Annotated in this window: 17 protein-coding genes; 4 read left to right on the top strand and 13 right to left on the bottom strand. The window is 35.0% G+C overall.

What is annotated here, in order from left to right:
- Positions 1-45 precede the first annotated feature (45 nt).
- Positions 46-2,766 carry a preprotein translocase subunit SecA gene (secA, locus tag A9G28_RS02045; protein ID WP_065579606.1) on the bottom strand — a complete coding sequence of 907 codons (2,721 nt, stop codon included), beginning with the start codon at positions 2,764-2,766 and terminating at the stop codon, positions 46-48.
- Positions 2,767-2,852: 86 nt separating this feature from the next.
- The gene (locus A9G28_RS02040; protein ID WP_065579605.1) at positions 2,853-3,197 is read right to left on the bottom strand and encodes a hypothetical protein; all 345 of its coding nucleotides are present in this window, start codon (positions 3,195-3,197) and stop codon (positions 2,853-2,855) included.
- A gap of 231 nt (positions 3,198-3,428) precedes the next feature.
- Between A9G28_RS02040 and A9G28_RS02035 the strand changes: the two genes are divergently transcribed.
- Together A9G28_RS02035 and folA are read left to right on the top strand one after the other, a co-directional pair.
- A complete protein-coding gene (locus A9G28_RS02035) occupies positions 3,429-4,493 on the top strand; it encodes an MJ1255/VC2487 family glycosyltransferase (protein ID WP_065567616.1) in 1,065 nt (354 codons plus the stop codon).
- A gap of 10 nt (positions 4,494-4,503) precedes the next feature.
- Positions 4,504-5,004 (top strand): type 3 dihydrofolate reductase, encoded by a 501-nt coding sequence (gene folA, locus A9G28_RS02030; protein WP_065567617.1) that lies wholly within the window; start codon positions 4,504-4,506, stop codon positions 5,002-5,004.
- A gap of 60 nt (positions 5,005-5,064) precedes the next feature.
- On the opposite strand, the gene relA is transcribed toward folA, so the two are convergent.
- The 10 genes from relA to trmB form a co-directional block, all read right to left on the bottom strand.
- A complete protein-coding gene (gene relA / locus A9G28_RS02025; RefSeq protein ID WP_065567618.1) occupies positions 5,065-7,323 on the bottom strand; it encodes a GTP diphosphokinase in 2,259 nt (752 codons plus the stop codon).
- A gap of 3 nt (positions 7,324-7,326) precedes the next feature.
- Positions 7,327-8,664: a 23S rRNA (uracil(1939)-C(5))-methyltransferase RlmD gene (gene rlmD, locus A9G28_RS02020; protein ID WP_065579604.1), complete on the bottom strand. Its 1,338-nt coding sequence runs from the start codon at positions 8,662-8,664 to the stop codon at positions 7,327-7,329.
- Positions 8,665-8,679: 15 nt separating this feature from the next.
- Complete coding sequence (gene coaD, locus A9G28_RS02015) at positions 8,680-9,168, bottom strand: pantetheine-phosphate adenylyltransferase (RefSeq protein ID WP_065567620.1); 489 nt, start codon at positions 9,166-9,168, stop codon at positions 8,680-8,682.
- Positions 9,169-9,804: 636 nt separating this feature from the next.
- Positions 9,805-9,939: an aldose epimerase family protein gene (locus tag A9G28_RS13995; RefSeq protein ID WP_081297805.1), complete on the bottom strand. Its 135-nt coding sequence runs from the start codon at positions 9,937-9,939 to the stop codon at positions 9,805-9,807.
- Between the two features lie 398 nt (positions 9,940-10,337).
- Positions 10,338-10,478, bottom strand: a complete 141-nt coding sequence (locus A9G28_RS13485) for a hypothetical protein (protein WP_176700903.1) — start codon at positions 10,476-10,478, stop codon at positions 10,338-10,340.
- Positions 10,479-11,122: 644 nt separating this feature from the next.
- Positions 11,123-12,139 carry a UDP-glucose 4-epimerase GalE gene (galE, locus tag A9G28_RS02005; RefSeq protein WP_065579602.1) on the bottom strand — a complete coding sequence of 339 codons (1,017 nt, stop codon included), beginning with the start codon at positions 12,137-12,139 and terminating at the stop codon, positions 11,123-11,125.
- 8 nt (positions 12,140-12,147) lie between these two features.
- A complete protein-coding gene (locus A9G28_RS13990) occupies positions 12,148-12,369 on the bottom strand; it encodes an MFS transporter (RefSeq protein ID WP_442903253.1) in 222 nt (73 codons plus the stop codon).
- A 547-nt stretch (positions 12,370-12,916) separates the two neighbouring features.
- The gene (locus A9G28_RS02000; protein ID WP_176702102.1) at positions 12,917-14,080 is read right to left on the bottom strand and encodes a histidine-type phosphatase; all 1,164 of its coding nucleotides are present in this window, start codon (positions 14,078-14,080) and stop codon (positions 12,917-12,919) included.
- A complete protein-coding gene (nfsA, locus tag A9G28_RS01995; RefSeq protein WP_065579600.1) occupies positions 14,077-14,802 on the bottom strand; it encodes an oxygen-insensitive NADPH nitroreductase in 726 nt (241 codons plus the stop codon). The genes A9G28_RS02000 and nfsA overlap by 4 nt, the downstream gene beginning before the upstream one ends.
- An 18-nt stretch (positions 14,803-14,820) precedes the next feature.
- The gene (trmB, locus tag A9G28_RS01990; protein WP_065567625.1) at positions 14,821-15,525 is read right to left on the bottom strand and encodes a tRNA (guanosine(46)-N7)-methyltransferase TrmB; all 705 of its coding nucleotides are present in this window, start codon (positions 15,523-15,525) and stop codon (positions 14,821-14,823) included.
- 240 nt (positions 15,526-15,765) lie between these two features.
- On the opposite strand from trmB, the gene A9G28_RS01985 reads away from it, so the two are divergent.
- Positions 15,766-16,713, top strand: a complete 948-nt coding sequence (locus A9G28_RS01985) for a ribose-phosphate pyrophosphokinase (RefSeq protein ID WP_065567626.1) — start codon at positions 15,766-15,768, stop codon at positions 16,711-16,713.
- A gap of 72 nt (positions 16,714-16,785) precedes the next feature.
- Complete coding sequence (gene pth / locus A9G28_RS01980; protein WP_065567777.1) at positions 16,786-17,376, top strand: aminoacyl-tRNA hydrolase; 591 nt, start codon at positions 16,786-16,788, stop codon at positions 17,374-17,376.
- 89 nt (positions 17,377-17,465) lie between these two features.
- On the opposite strand, the gene A9G28_RS01975 is transcribed toward pth, so the two are convergent.
- Positions 17,466-17,897, bottom strand: coding sequence for a DUF3597 domain-containing protein (locus tag A9G28_RS01975; protein ID WP_065567627.1), 432 nt, complete (start codon positions 17,895-17,897; stop codon positions 17,466-17,468).
- Positions 17,898-18,086: the final 189 nt, after the last annotated feature.

Below are 18,086 nucleotides of genomic sequence, written 5' to 3'. Positions count from 1 at the left end.
GACGATTTAAGCATCAATTTTGCTCAATCATACTAAATTATTATCTTATTGAACAGATCCATGGCAGTGTTTATATTTTTTACCTGAACCACAAGGGCATGGATCATTGCGCCCAACTTTAGCTTGTGTACGCATTATCGGTTGAGCTACTGATTGGCTTTCATTTTCACCACTCATGCTCACTACTGACTCATGATTAGCTTGTTGCTTAGCCATTAGTTTTTCCATTTCAGCTAGACGTTGGCGTTCTGCTTCATCAACTTCTTCTTGTGAACGAATTTGCACACGGCTTAAAATACCAATAACATCATATTTTAACGATTCTAACATGCTAGCAAACATATTAAATGATTCGCGTTTATATTCTTGCTTTGGATCTTTTTGCGCGTAGCCACGTAAATGAATACCTTGACGCAAATAATCCATGGCGGCTAAATGTTCTTTCCAAAGAGTATCAAGTGTTTGTAACATAACACTTTTCTCAAACTGCCTAAATGCGTCAGCACCAGCAATATTTTCTTTCTCTAAGTACCTGTCTTTTGCCATTTGTAAGATGCGTTCACGCAATGTTTCTTCATGTAAATTTTGCTCTTCATCTAGCCATTTTGCCACTGGTAGATCCAAATCAAAATCTGTTTTTAGCGCTACTTCAAGCCCTGAAATGTCCCACATTTCTTCAATTGATTGCGGTGGAATATATTGGTCAATTAGGGTATTGAATACATCTCCTCGGATTGAATCAATAGTATCTTTGATATCGGTATTATCAAGTAAGTCGTTTCGTTCACGATAAATTACTTTACGTTGTTCATTGGCGACATCATCATACTCAAGAAGTTGTTTACGGATATCAAAATTGCGGTTTTCAACTTTCTTCTGCGCATTGGCTATTGCTTTTGTTACCCATGGGTGTTCAATAGCTTCATCTGTCATACCTAGTTTACGCATCATGTTACCCACACGCTCAGATGCAAAAATTCTCATTAATGGATCTTCAAGTGATAGGTAAAAACGAGAAGCACCTGGATCGCCTTGACGGCCAGCACGACCACGTAGTTGGTTGTCAATACGGCGCGATTCGTGACGCTCTGTACCCAAAATATATAATCCACCTAGTGCTAAAATTTCTTCATGTTTTGTTTGCCACGCTTGTTTTGCCTTTTCGATATCTTCAGGTGTTGGGTTTTCAATTTTTGCTATATCATTTTGCCAGTTACCGCCAAGCATAATATCGGTACCTCGCCCCGCCATGTTAGTTGCAATAGTAACTGCTCCTTTACTCCCAGCATTAGCAATGATTTCGGCTTCTTGAGCATGGAACTTAGCATTTAGCACATTGTGTTTAATTCCTGCTTTTTTAAATGCTTGTGAGACTAGTTCAGATTTTTCGATTGAAGCTGTTCCAACTAAAACAGGTTGTCCTGTTTTTACACATTTTTGTACATCAGCTACAATTGCATTGATCTTTTCTATTTCAGTTATGTAAACAAGATCAGGGTGATCTTTTCTTTGCATAGGACGATTAGTTGGGATAACAATTGTATCTAAACCGTAAATCTGATTAAATTCAAATGCTTCAGTGTCCGCAGTGCCTGTCATACCAGCTAATTTTTCATATAATCGGAAATAGTTTTGGAATGTAATTGAAGCAAGTGTTTGGTTCTCATTTTGGATTTTAACATGTTCTTTCGCTTCAACTGCTTGATGCAATCCATCAGACCAACGACGTCCCTCCATTGTTCGACCTGTGTGTTCGTCAACAATGATGATTTCGTTATCTTTAACAATATAATCAACATCGCGGTGAAATAGATGATGGGCACGTAGAGCAGCATTAACATGATGCATTAAAACAATATTATTTGGTGCATAAAGTGATTCATTACTCTTCATAATGCCTTGTTTAATCAATAACTCTTCGACTTTTATTAATCCTCGTTCAGTTAAGTTAACTTGGCGTGATTTTTCATCAATTGAAAAGTCTCCATCGCCTTGAAACTGATCAGAGTCTTCCTTTTCTTGACGAATTAAATAAGGGATAATCTTATCAATACTGATATATCTATCGGAACTATCTTCAGCTTGTCCTGAAATAATTAGCGGTGTTCTTGCTTCGTCAATTAATATTGAGTCAACTTCATCGACTAAAGCATAATAAAGTGGTCGTTGTACACGAGCATCTTTGCTAAACACCATATTGTCACGTAAATAATCAAATCCATATTCATTATTCGTGCCGTAAGTGATATCTGCATTGTAAGCTTCTCGCTTTATTTGTGGCGGCATATTAGGTAGGTTAATACCGACAGTTAAGCCTAAAAATTCGAATAAAGGACGATTATTTTCTGCATCACGTTGCGCTAAGTAATCATTGACCGTAATGATGTGCACACCTTTGCCCGTTAACGCATTTAAATAGGCTGGTAATGTCGCTGTTAAGGTTTTACCTTCACCAGTACGCATTTCTGCGATGCATCGTTCATTTAATACCATACCACCAATTAACTGAACATCGAAATGGCGCATGCCAAATACGCGCTTACTTGCTTCACGAACTACAGCAAAAGCTTCTTCTAAAATATTATCTAATTTGGTCCCTGCTGCAACTTTTTGTTTAAACTCTGTCGTTTTTGCTTTTAGCTCTGCATCTGACAATGCTTCCATTGTTGGTTCAAGTGCGTTAATTTTTTCAACTCGCTGGCGCATACTTTTTAATACGCGATCATTACGGCTACCGAATACTTTTGTTAATAATTTTAATAACATAACTTCTCTCTTATTCTTTTTATACAAATAATAAAGGCTTATAGCCTTATAATAGGGCAAATTCATTTAATTGAGTGATAAACTCTTTATATGGCAGCGTGAGGACCAGCTCTTATTCCATTATTTGGTGATAATCTAATGGTTGTATTTAGGCAAAGAGCATCGTTATTTTGTAAAAGAATTTGCTTATCAAAATACTGTTTTTGTGATGAGACGAATGTTTGAGGTTTAATTTTTAATTGGGGTTGATGCTCTTGTACTATTGCAGTAATAGCAATAATATCAACCTGAGAAATCAGCTGTTGAGCAGGCAATGCATTTTCTTGGTGAAACCCAAATCCAGTAGCAATCACACCTAATAATAAGTGCGATAAAGCGGTTTTGATAATTAAGCGTTTGCTAATTTTTTGCCAATAATTAATTACAGTCATAACAATGATATATTAGCATTTTTTGCCAAAATGAAAAACAATTATTAGTATTTGTCAAAATCTATATATAAGCTCAACAAAAGATATAAAATGATAGCTTAGCCACAATCAATGCAGAATTATGATAACTATTAATGCTATAATTTTATTTAATCATGCAAAATAATTTTCATAATAATAAGCTGTTCTGCTATTATATTTATATAGTTAAAATTGACGAATAATAAAGATATGAAAATTCTCTTTGGTGTTCAAGGAACAGGTAATGGTCATGTTAGTCGTTGTAGAACACTAGCTAAAGCATTGAAAAAAGCTGGTGCTGATGTTGATTATATTTTCAGTGGACGTGATCCTAAAGATTATTTTGATATGGAAGTTTTTGGGAATTATAGAACTTTCCGTGGAGTAACTTTTGCAACACAGAATGGAAAAATTAATTTTCGTAAAACCGTGCAACGAATCCGAGCTTTCAGGCTTATAAAAGATGTGTATGAGCTTGATTTATCAAAGTATGACTGTATTATCAGCGATTTTGAACCAGTGAGCGCTTGGGCTGCACATCATCAGGATCGTGACTGTTTAGGAATAAGCAATCAGGCCGTATGCGAATATCTTAAGCCTAAAGAATATGGGCTAGTTGCAAATGTGATTATGAAGTATTATGCTCCGGTAACTGAACCTATTGGCCTACATTGGTTTCATTTTGGGCATAAGTTACTACCACCAATGATAGACTCATTCCAAGCTATACCATCAGAAGATGGCAAGATCGTAGTCTACTTGCCTTTTGAAAGCATAGATGAAGTGATTAATATGTTAAAACCATTTAATAATTATCAATTTATCTGTTTCCATCCAGAGATAAAACAAGTTACTAGCTATGGCAATGTATCTTTGAAACCACTAGGTAGAGATAGTTTTACAAATGAGCTGATTAGTTGTTCAGGAATTATTTCAAATACAGGATTTGCGTTGATTTCCGAAGCATTAGCGCTTGGTAAAAAAATTCTTACTAAGCCAGTTTCAGGACAATTTGAACAAATCTATAATGCTCAATGTTTACAATCACTTGATATGGCAACAGTTATGGAAAACTTAAACGGTATTAAGCTAAAGTATTGGCTTGATTTACCCTCGCCAAAGCCGATAATTTATCCTGATGTGGCTACAGCGCTAGCTAATTGGATTGTTGCTGGGCAAAAGGAGCCGTTACGTTCTTTGAGTGAGCGACTTTGGAGCCAGACGGTGTTTCCTGAGAATGTAAATAAACATATTAAATCTTTGGGTTATGTATAAAAAGGAAAAAATGATTTTAAGTATTATTGTTGCGATGGCACATAATCGTGTTATTGGCTTAAATAATCAGATGCCTTGGCATTTGCCTGCAGATCTGGCATGGTTTAAAAAAAACACACTTAATAAACCTGTTATTATGGGACGGAAAACCTTTGAGTCTATAGGTCGACCTTTGCCCAATCGACACAATATTATTATTAGTCGCCAAACTGAAAAATTGGTTATTAACCATGAGCATATTAGCTGGACGAAGTCGATTGATGAAGCATTATTAGTGGCTAAAAGCCAAGTGGCAGATGAGGCGTTTATTATCGGTGGTGGCAATATTTATCACCAAGTGCTATCTATGGTGGATCGGCTCTATTTAACACATATCAATGCTAATGTACAAGGCGATACTTTTTTCCCAGATTACAGATTTGATTCATGGCGACAAGCTTATTGTGAGAATCATCAAGCCGACGATAAAAACGCTTACGATTACCAATTTGAAATTTTAGAAAGAATATAATTATCAATATGTTGCCACAGATCAGATTGTGGCAATTTTGCTAATTAACCGCCAGCCGTTTTACCCATGAAAACGTTTGGCTTCAATAACATCAGATAGCTGTTTTATTTTATTGAGTATTCGACTTAACGATTCTTGATGAGAAATTTCCATGTCTACATCAATAGTCGCTAATTGTTGTTTTATATCTGAGCGGCTAATTAAACCAAGAACGTTTGCCTTTTCATTAGCTAAAATAGTGGTAATATCTCTCAACAAACCACTCCTATCGTTAGCAATAATTTGTACCGCTATTGTGTAGCTTGAATTGATAGTATTATTCCAAGTCGCTTGAGTGATACGATCTGGTGCATGATTTTTTAGTTCTTGTAATTGCTCGCAATCAGCCCGATGAATTGAGATCCCTCGTCCTTGAGTAACAAAGCCTGTAATTGGATCGTTAGGAATGGGGCGACAACAGTTTGCAATGGTATACATTAGGTTACCCACACCTTCAATAATAATTGCACCGCCTTTTTTATTACTAGCTTTATTCGTATTTTTTGTTTGTGCATTAAATTTTTGGGCAATCTGTTTTAATGCTGCTTCGTCTTCTTCTTTCGCTGTTGGTTTGTTAAATTGTGCATTGATGAAATTGACTAATTGATTTATTTTTACATCACCACTACCAATACCTGCTAATACCTCTTCAAAAGAGTGAGCATTATATTTATTGATTAAGATTTTTTCGACACTTTTTAAACTAATATTTAGCGGTTCAAGTTCATTTGCTAGTATTTGTTCACCAGCAACAATATTTTTATCACGATCTTGTTTTTTAAACCATGCTTGAATTTTGGCTCTTGCTCGGCTACTGTTAACAAATCCTGTATTAGAATTTAGCCAATCACGGCTTGGGTTAGGTTGTTTTTGAGTGATAACTTCAACTTGATCGCCCATTTTTAAATTATAGGTAAAAGGCACAATTCGACCACCAACTTTGGCACCGATACAACGATGACCAACATCACTATGTATATGATAAGCAAAATCAAGTGGTGTGGATCGTGCTGGCAAGTCGACAACATCGCCTTTCGGTGTAAAAACATAAACCCGGTCATCAAAAATCTGACTACGAACGGCTTCTTGAATTTCGCCACGTTCAGACATTTCTTGTTGCCATGTTAATAATTTTCTTAACCAAGAAATTCTCTGGTCATAAGCTGTCATTTTGTCGGTACTACCTTCTTTATACTTCCAATGAGCAGCAACGCCTAGTTCTGCATCGTTGTGCATTTGTTCAGTACGGATTTGAATTTCAATGGCCCTATCTTGTGGGCCATAAACGACAGTATGAATTGATTGATAACCATTTGGTTTGGGATTAGCAACATAATCATCAAATTCTTTAGCGATATGTTTGTAATGGCTGTGGACGATGCCTAAGGCATTATAACAATCTTCAATTCGATCGCAGATAATACGCACAGCTCGGATATCATATAGATCTTCGAATTCAAGATGTTTACGTTCCATTTTCCGCCATATACTATAAATATGTTTAGGACGACCATAAACCTCTGCGCGAATATGATCTTTGTTCATCAGTTTTTGTAGATGTTTAACAAATTGATGGATATATAATTCACGATCTAATCGCTTTTCTTGCAATTTTTTAGCAATAAGCCGATACTCGTCTGGGAATAAATAGCGGAAACAGAAATCTTCTAACTCCCATTTTAATTGCCCTATTCCTAAGCGATTGGCTAAAGGTGCATAAATATTAAAACACTCTTTAGCTACCAAAACTTGTTCTTCTTGGGGAGATTTGATTAAATTACGTAAATAGGTAATACGCTCAGCCAATTTGATGACTACACTTCGGAAATCATTAACCATCGCCAATAGCATGCGACGAATACTATCAATTTGTTCTGTTGTAGCACTACCGTTGCGGATTGCACGCAATTGACGAATTTCTTTCATTTTAACAATGTTAGAGATGATGTGAGAAATTTCACGATCAAAATCTTCAGGGATATCCTCACGGCGAATAATTTTGGCATCAACAAAAGGAAGCAATAAAGCAGCACATAAACTATTGATGTCCATATTTAGAGTCGATAGGATCTCAACCATTTCGATAGCATTTTGGAAACAGAAAAATTGCTCAGAGGCTCCAGCGCTGTTTTCAAAACAAAAATCCCAAACTTCTCTAAACTTTTTATAAGATGCTGGGTTAGCTAATAATAGTTCTTGTTTTGCCCATTGCTCAACTTCAAATTGAGCAAGAGAATAATGTTCTTCTCGATGTTGGTGCGCGCCTCTGATAGTTACCATAAATTATGTTCCTGATTTTATTAACAACAACATTGATTCAATATGTTTGGTTTGTGGAAACATATCTAAAATAGCAACTTGAGCAATTTTGTATCCTGCATCTATAAGTTGTTTGCTATCGCGAGCTAGAGTAGCAGGGTTACATGATATATAAACAATTTTAGATGGAGCTAATTTTGCAATTTCTATTACTGCATTTAATGCCCCCGCTCTTGCTGGATCTAATAATACCTTATTAAATTGTGATTGGCTCCATATCGAAAATTGTTGAGTATCGTCTAAGTTGCTAGCTAAAAAATTGGTTTCAGCACAAATCCTATTACTATTTAATATAGTGTTAAATTTTGCTTTTTCAACCAGTGCATCAATACCTTCAATACCTGTTACTGTTTTACTTAATGTTGCTATAGGTAATGAAAAATTACCCATACCACAAAAGAGATCTAAGACTTGGTCAGTTGGTTGTAATGTTAACCAATCAAGAGCTTGATTGATCATTTTTTGATTTATTTTACAATTTACTTGGATAAAATCTAGAGGGCTAAAAGTTAATTTTAAATGATTAATTAAATAAAAATGCTCAGTATTACCTGTAATATGTACTAAATCTTTACCATAAAAATAAAGTGAAAGGTTGTGATTTTCTGCGAAATCTTTCAATAAGTTAGCATCATACTCAAGTAAAGGCATAGTATGCCTTAAAACAATAATAATACCACTGTCGACTGAAATTAATTCAATATGACCAAGTGCTTTTTTCTGTTTAAAATTGCTAAATATACTTTGCAATGGTATTAGCAGTGTATCTAATTCATTAACTAATATGGGACAACGTTTAATATTAATTATTTTGTTTGACTCAGCTTGGCGAAATCCAATAACTAATTCGCCTTTAACTATATTAATTGAAAGCCTTGCTCGCCGCCGATAATGGTAAGGCTGATCGGCAATAATTATGGGGGAATTTTGAGTAATATTTGCTAAAGATTGTCCCGTTTCTTTTTGTAGCAGGTTAATTAATGCATTATATTTTGCTTGTTGTTGCAAATGAGGGGCAATATGTTGCAATTCACAACCACCACATTGCTGATAATATTGACATTGTGGTTTAACGCGATTTTGGCTTTGATTATGATATCTAATGACTTTGGCTTTAGCATAATTTTTTTTGTCTTCAGTCAGTTCAATATCAACGGTTTCATCAGGCAAAGCTGATTTAACAAAAACTGTTTTACCTTTATAACTAGCAACTCCTTGCCCAAAAGCATCTAAGGATGCAATTGTTACTGTCAATTTTTGTTTAGTAAGTTTTTTTTTCTGTTGGGTATAAAAATTAGCCATAGACGTTTTTTTAATTTATATTAAGCGTTTGAGTAATTCTGTTTTGACATGCTTTGGCACTAAATTTGTGATATTACCACCATGATAGGCGACATCTTTCACGATTGTTGATGAAATAAACCCCATCGCAATTGATGGCATTAAAAAAATGGTGTCTAAATCGGATTTTAACGCACGATTCATTTCAGCAAGTTGCCTTTCGTATTCAAAATCGTGTGTTGTTCGGACTCCACGAACAATGACTGTAGCATTATGAGTTTGAGCAAAATTTGCCATTAAATTATCAAATCCTATCACTTCGACATTAAGCAAGTGCTCGACCGAAGTTGATGCTAAATTTACCCGTTCTTCTAGGGTAAACAGTGTTTGTTTATTAGGATTTTCAGCAATAGCAACGATTAATCGAGGAAATAGTAGCGAGGCTCGTGTCACAAGGTCAATATGACCATTGGTGATAGGGTCAAAAGTGCCCGGAAAAATAGCTGTTAAGGCTTTGCTTGTCATATTTTATATTTATCCATTGGGTATGATAACCGTATCATACCCAATTTTGATTAGGATTGTTAGTTTAAACGTACAAATTCTTTTATTCAATTTACATATACGAGGAATACTTACAGAAAAAAGCTAGTTTCTATCAATATATGTCCGTAAATGAGTCAAATGATTTAATTTATAACAAATTAAGTCGTTAGGTGATCATGAATTTGTTAAGTCTGTAAAAGCCTACTTGGTTGTGACCATTCAATATGACGAGAACTATCGGGTAAAAACAGTGCTTCTAGTGCTACACCTGCAAAATTCCCATATTTACCATTGTATCAGTTTGGCTTATTCTGAAAAAACAACCTGTATATATTTGTAATGAAGGTTGAGTTGTTATTACATTCATTATTACTTTTTGCGCAAGTAAAATAAGTTGAGTTGAATAGTCAGTGTTTTATCTAATAAGTAAATATGCCCATAACCACCAGTTATTTACCGCTCAAGGCTTTCATGTAGTTTGCCTAAATAAAAGTTCGGGTTATTACAAACCCATATCGTACTTGATGGTTTTCACCAAATAATTATTGTGAATGACGTTAGCACCACAGGTATAGCATAATTGACATTTGCTTTTAAACTGTGATTAAGGATATTCTAACTTGTTTCTCCATTAAGATTAAAATAAGCATAATTAGTTAAATTAACTGATGTGGCTTTTGTTGAGATTGCGTGGAACGCAATAATAACTTTGTTATAATCGGCAAGTATATAAGTGACTTTTACACTCAGCTAGCCAGCCACCCTACTCTTTATCAGGAGAAATTAATCAAAATATTACCTGTTGCTCGGATTGGGCTTAAATTTGCTATCGTTTTTGTCAAAACCTAATTTTCCACCATATAACAGATTGGCAATTAGATAATGTTTATTGTTAATATCAATTGTAACACCTAAATAGGCATCTTATTGTTGGTATTGTTCTAGTGATTGGCATTCAAATAAGGCTTCGCAATTTTTCTCGTTAACAGATAATATACAAGAGAATCATGTCACCTCCTCAGTTTGGAAATTTGATATGAATTGCTTGCCTATTTAAAAGTGTAATAATTTGTTTTATAAGAATATCGCACTACTCCATTCACTTTATTTACAGTTGTAAAAACCTTCTTTAATACCAATTTGTTAGCTTAATTATCGCTAACAACCGCTCTAACCGCATTGACTTTATCTTTTGGCACTAATACCACAACATATCCGCCAAAGCTACCACTAACCATCCGTACACCATCTAGTTTACCGATTACGCCGTGAATTATTTCAATAATCATCACGCGTTAAGTTGTGGCTATTGATCATAAGTATTGATAATAATTTATAATTACCACTAAAGCTTGCGTCACTTTTAGCGTGCGTTCGTTTTCAGTGATTACATAATGAGACCGTTTGAATACAATGGGAGCAAGCAAGTTTTAAATATATTGTGATTCGGTTAATGAAGCATCTCTTAGTTATTTTACTTTAAGGGCTTTGACTGCTACCTCACATAGTTTACATCGAACATTATATTCATTGTTAATTAAACTTCGTTTGATATTTGAATTAATGATAATCACAGAAAAATCTCTAGGAATAGAAACAAGTTTAGCTTTTAATGATCGGCTATCGATCAGTAATGCATGTTCACTTTGTTCAAGCGCAAATATTAATTGAACCATTATGCCACAATTGGTTTTCGGCATTTTGACCAATTAATGCTCACTTAGTGCCATTTAAGGTACAAAAAAACAATTGAATAATAACTAGGATTTTGTTCTTGAGTAAATGTCTCTTATTGTCCTTGTCGGGAGCGTTTCGCTCTATGTGGCGAAACGCGCACCTATTGGTTGATCAATAAATTATAGCGACTGAGAATGATCAACCGGGTTAAAATTAGCTATTTTTACTTCTATTTTACTTTTTTTATTTTATCAATTTAATCAGGATAGCCTTGAGGGTTATTTGATTGCCAATTCCACGAATCTTTTACCATGTCATCTAGCGTTAATTTGGTTTTCCAACCTAATTTATGTTCTGCTTTTTTGACATCAGCCCAAAATGCGGGTAAATCGCCAGATCGCCTTGGCGCAAAGTGCCAGTTAAGCGCTTTTCCTGATACTTTTTCAAAAGCTTTGATCACTTGTAATACGCTGTAACCAATACCAGAACCCAAATTATAAATATGAACACCAGCTTTGTTGTGATCGGTTTTTAGTGCAGCAATGTGTCCATCAGCTAAATCAACGACATGTATAAAATCACGAATACAAGTTCCATCTGTTGTTGGGTAATCATTACCAAAAACGGCTAATGATTCTCGCTTACCTACAGCAACCTGAGTAATATATGGCATAAGATTATTAGGGATGCCAAGAGGATCTTCCCCCATCAACCCACTTGAATGGGCTCCAACAGGATTAAAGTACCGTAGTATAGTCAGTGACCAATCAGATTCGGCAACAGCTAAATCCATGATACATTGTTCTACCATTAATTTACTTTTGCCATATGGACTGGTCGGTAGTCCTTGTGGCAAGGTTTCAACATAAGGTACAGGGGCGAGTTCGCCATAAACGGTGGCCGACGAGCTAAACACTAGCTGCTTAACACCTGCCTCTCGCATTGCTTTCATTAGAGTGATACTGCCGTAAACGTTATTTTCATAATATTCGAGAGGTTTGTGTACTGATTCACCAACTGCTTTTAGCCCAGCAAAATGAATCACTGCTTTGATATCATGTTCTGTAAAGATCTTAGCTAATAATTTTTCATCACACACATCACCTTGATAAAAATCGACCGATTGACCTGTGATTTTTTGTATTCTATCTAATACTGATACTTTACTGTTGAACAAATTATCAATAATAATTGGTGTATAACCGGATTTAATAAGTTGGACACACGTATGGCTTCCTATATATCCGCATCCACCAGTAACTAATATTTTCATAATATACCCTAATCTAATGTAATTATTACAGAGAGTATCTGCCAGAGCTCAGATTGTTTGCTGTTTTTCTGCTTCCATAGATCCCATGGACTACGGACTGATAGTGTGAAAGAAGATATTCGCGTAAAACTAAATGCGATAAAACCAAAAACTAGGTATGATCTTTCAAATCCTATTTTAACATACATAAAACCTATATAAACATAATATATAGTTGTTTTGCAAAACAAAACCTACTAGCAATTGCACCTAAGGTTACATTAAATTGCAGCAACGATCCTAAAACAAAGATAAAAATGAGGCAAACAACACAGAAAGCTGTATGACAATCCAAAGAAGATGTTTTGTTAACCCTGATTTACACAAAATTAGGCTAATTAAAAGTCAAAAAAAGGGCAAATAATGGAATGAACGAGGAAAAAGTGATCGGGATAACACTTGGTAAAATCGATTATATTTTATTACTAATTTTATTTTGTATTTTATATAACTTTACCCATCTAGATTTATGTTTAGAATTTAGAAAAATAAGATTAAAATAATTGGTTGGAATTGCTAATGGCAATTAGTTTTGAAATAAATTACATTATTGTACTAATTTAGCTTACTTGAATATTATACCTACCTAATATTCAAGTAAGCCCAATAATGAATATTTATACTTAAATATAATTCTACCTGAAACGTTTTGATAATTAACCTGTTGCTAAATAGAATTAGCCTAACTTTTATAATTATTAGCTATTTATGGTGTCAGTCGGATAATTAAATCGTGTATTATTCCGTTCTAAAAGGTTTCATTCGTTTTTCAAAGTCTAACCAATCGTAATAACCATCACTATTAACAGAAGCATTGTTCAAATGTAGCTGATAATGTTGTGGTGGATTATTGGCATCAAGCGCTTGCCCGCTATGTAGTTGTTCAAAGCTTTGATAAATATATTCGGCTTTAAAAAAGTATTTATCTGTAGGTAGGTGACGAAAACGCTGTAAAGTGACCTTGCCACCAATAGGCGTTGTTTCAAATTGATTTGGTAGTTGATAGTCTTTAAAGTCTAATGCACCAAATAATGCGGCAATAGTGCTATCATGGCCAACAAGTAGGTTTACTTTATTATCTCGTTGCATTAGATCATTTATCATATTGATAATGAGCGTAGCAGAATGTTTAGCAAGCGTTTTAGATTGGAAAACTAAACGAATATATTGATTACGAATAGCGATAATTTGTTGCCACTGTTCTTGGCTAGTTAGCCTTCCCCATGCAATTTGTTCTTTGGGAAAGGCTGAATAGTATTGTAATAAAAACGCATCAACGGCCGAAGTTCCTATTGCAAGAGGTCCAAGTAGCGCTGGTTCTTCATGTTTTTTGAAATAGAGTTGTGATGGGATTTTAGCTAAATTACATTGATATTCGGCATATAATTTTGAATGTTTATAATCTAAAATATCGGAAAGGATTTGATAAGCAGGTGCTAGATTTTCAAAAATGTTGGTGTCTTTGTTGGCTTCTTTAATATCATGCAATACTGCATATTTAAATTCTGGTGAATCATCTTGCAAACTAGGATCGAAAATCGGATCCATATTTTCAATAGGATATTTGTGATGAATAGGAATATCATACCCAGCAAAAGCGCCAATTGTCAGAAATTGAGCGGTTGCAACTGTTCTTTGCAAACTGTTAGCATACACAAATAATTTGGTATCGGTTGTTGATAATTTTATATTGTGTTTTTCAAGCCAAGTTGATAGATAGTGACCAAAATAGGCTTCTAACACGCCACCTCGTGTTGTTAAATAACCATATGGATGGTTCCATTTTGGCCATTTAAAAGGCGTTGCTTTTTCTAAAAACTGTAAAGTATTGTGTAATGGAGTACGAATACCGTGGCGACTAATTATAACGACTTTATCTAGCTGATAATGATTATTATTCATTTGATGATCCATCCTTGTTTATGCAAATAATTTAAAACAAAATCGCGTTGCTCGTTGTTTATTGTATTCACAATTTTACTGCTCCAACCGCCAGCTTTTTGATTAGTACTACGAGTTTTATAGTAATCATCCATTTGAACATCATATTTTGCCAAAATTTCCCTATCAATGGGGCGATAATGGTTCTCAAAAAAGACTAGATCTTGTGGTAATCTTGGTTTTATTTCTGGATTATCATCTGGATAGCCAAGGCAAAGTCCAAAAAGTGGAAGGACGTATTTGGGCAAGTCAAGTAATTGAGTAACTTTATCAAGGCTGTTGCGCAATCCGCCAATGTATACAGCGCCTAATCCTAAGGATTCAGCAGCAATCACTGCATTTTGTGCCATAATAGCAGTATCAACACAGCCCAATAATAGCTGCTCAGCTTTCCCTAGGCTTATTTGTGGATCAATTTGATAATGCCGATTAAAATCGGCACAAAACACCCAAAATTCAGGGGCTTGGTTAACATATTTTTGGCCACCAGCATAATAAGCTAGTTTTTCACGCTTATTGGGGTCAGTAATACGAATAATTGTCGAACATTGAATAAAATTAGAGCTAGAAGCCGACTGAGCTGATCTAACAATTGACATTATTTGCTCTTGAGTTAAATCTATTGATTTATAAGCACGAATAGAGCGATGCTGACAAAGTAGATTGATCGTTTCATTTTGCATAGTAGCTCCTTTACATAATTATTTGTTTACAAATTGGAGATCCCAAACGCCGTGACCTAAATTCTGGCCTCGTTTTTCGAATTTAGTAATCGGTCTATCATCAGGTCTTGGAATGTAGTTGCTACTTGGCGATAAGTTTTCAAAACCTTCTGCCTGATTTAAAACATCTAACATATGTTCTGCATAATGTTGCCAATCCGTTGCTAAGTGCAAAATACCGCCCAATTTTAATTTTTGGCGAATTAATTGTACAAATTTAGGCTGAATAATACGACGTTTGTTATGCCTTGCTTTATGCCATGGATCAGGGAAAAAGATTTGCACTTTATCTAGTGAATGATTAGGGATCATATTTTCTAATACTTCAACAGCGTCATGGCACATCACTTTTAAGTTCGATAATTGGTTTTCTTCAATAGCCATTAAACAAGCCCCCACCCCAGGCTTGTGCACTTCAATGCCTAAAAAGTTTTTATTAGGTGCATTTTTAGCCATTTCAATTAACGAAGCCCCCATACCAAATCCAATTTCCAAAACGGTTGGTTTGCCAGTAGCAAAATAAATGGGTGAATTTGCATCATACTCAATTCCAAAAACAGGCCATAAATTGTTTAGTGCTTGTTCTTGCCCTTTCGTTAAACGACCTTGTCGTAAAACAAAACTACGAATGGTTCTTTTAGATTTGATATTTTCGTTATCTGAGTTTAATTGTTCGTTCATCACAGTATCTACTTAGGTTATGAAATTTATTAAAGCTAATTGATAGTTTGCTTGCTAGTTTACTCGATTTTTTCCTCACAGCAAAAGTATCTTACAGTTGAATTTTTTAATGAATGATTTATAAAAACTTATTAAATATTTTTATATTGTGGTTGAGCATGATAGATAAATGATTATATAATTATAGCCCCGATTTAACCGATTACAATTAAGTAATCATCAATACATGCTTGAGGATTTCTCGTGCCTGATATGAAGCTTTTTGCTGGTAATGCCACACCCGAACTAGCAAAGCGTATAGCTAATCGCCTTTATACTTCACTTGGTGACATTGTGGTAAGCCGTTTTAGTGATGGTGAAGTTAATGTCCAAATCAATGAAAATGTCCGTGGTGAAGATGTTTTTATTATTCAATCAACTTGTGCTCCTACCAATGACAATTTAATGGAATTACTGGTCATGATCGACGCTATGCGACGTGCATCAGCGGGTCGTATTACTGCTGTTATTCCTTATTTTGGTTATGCAAGACAAGATCGCCGAGTTCGTTCGGCTCGTGTACCTATTACCGCTAAAGTCGTTGCTGATTTTTTATCCACTGTTGGTGTTGATAGGGTTTTAACCGTTGATCTTCATGCAGAACAAATTCAGGGTTTTTTTGATGTACCTGTCGATAACGTATTTGGTAGCCCTGTTATTTTAGAAGATATGTTGCAGCGTGAGTTTGAGCGTCCAATCGTAGTTTCACCTGATATTGGCGGTGTTGTTCGAGCTCGAGCTATTGCAAAACTCCTTAATGATACTGATATGGCAATTATTGATAAGCGTCGTCAGCGTGCAAATGAAGCTGAAGTGATGAATATCATTGGTGATGTTGCGGATAGAGACTGTATCTTAGTGGATGATATGATTGATACAGCAGGAACACTTTGTAAAGCAGCCGATGCTTTAAAAGCGCGGGGTGCCAAAAGAGTGTTTGCCTATGCAACACACCCAATTTTTTCAGGAAAAGCAGTAAGTAACATTAAAAACAGTGCTATTGATGAAATTGTTGTTTGTGACACAATTCCACTAACAGCTGAAGTAAAAGCACTGAAAAATGTTCGCCAGTTAACACTATCAGGTATGCTTGCTGAAGCAATTCGTCGGATCAGTAACGAAGAATCAATTTCAGCTATGTTCCATCAATAATCTATTTTACCATTAATTAAAATGCCCCATTTGGGGCTTTTTTCACAAGAAAACCAACAAATAATAAACATTATGACAACGATAAAACTGATTGTAGGGCTAGCCAATCCAGGAAATGAATATACTGCAACAAGGCATAATGCTGGTGCGTGGTTTATTGAGCAATTGGTTCAGCGTTATAATCAATCATTAAAAAACGAGCCAAAATTTTTTGGCTACACATCACGAGTCAATATTTCTAATCATGATCTGCGTTTGTTAGTACCAACTACATTCATGAACCTAAGTGGTAAAGCGGTGCAAGCTATGGCAAAATTTTACCAAATAACCCCAGAAGAAATATTAGTTGTACATGATGAACTAGATCTGAATCCTGGTATTGCTAAACTTAAATTTGGTGGTAGTCATGGTGGGCATAATGGGCTGAAAGATATCGCTAGTAAATTGGGTAATAATTTAAATTTCTATCGATTAAGAATTGGTATTGGTCACCCAGGCGATAAGAATAAAGTTGTCGGTTACGTTCTTACCCCCCCATCTAAACCAGAGCAGGCGTTAATTGATCAAGCTATTGATGAATCAGTGCGCTGTACTGATATTATATTATCTCAGGGGATTGATGCTGCAATGAACCAATTACACGCTTTTAAGGCAATTTGTTGATTTAGCGCGAAAGGGTACAATAGCTAATTGGCTATTATAAAAAATCCACCCAATATTGGGTGGATTGCTATTATTTTAAGATAGGAAAATCAAGAAAATAAATGAGTAATATTGCCGCCTTTCTCTGCAATTTTCTTCATAACTTCTTTAATTAACCAAGTATTCATTGCTGCTGTATCATCAGTGCTACCGGTATAATTCAGCTCTTGCGCCAATTTTTTACGCGCATCTAAACTACTATCTATGCCTAACAATTTCAACAAGTCAACAATAGATGTTTTCCAGTTAAGCGCTTCAGGATGTTTTTTAGCTAAATTATCAAGAATAGACGTAACATCAACATTTGATGCTGATGTGCTCTGCTCTGTCTTTTCCTTAACCTGTTCAGTACCTTTTGATACTGTATCTTTAACCGAGCCAGTAATATCTCCGACTTTATCTTTTACTGCCTCAACAGCATGATCTACTGTTGCTTGAGCACTAGGAAACACTTTAGAAAAAATATTATTTAAGATACCCATATTACACCTCTTAATTTTAAACTGCTTATAAAAAACTGCTTAATGATATAGATGTAGAAAATATCATAATTAATATAACGCTTAAAGGGATAGAATGTCAAAATAGTTATGCTTTAATAGCATTTTATGTATTACGATACTATTTTTATCGGAATGCTAATCTATTATTGTTAAATGCTCTTATAATAT

Source organism: Gilliamella sp. Fer1-1, from assembly GCF_001690825.1.
Classification (GTDB): Bacteria; Pseudomonadota; Gammaproteobacteria; order Enterobacterales; family Orbaceae; genus Gilliamella; species Gilliamella apicola_C.
This window is presented reverse-complemented; position numbering and strand designations above follow the sequence as displayed.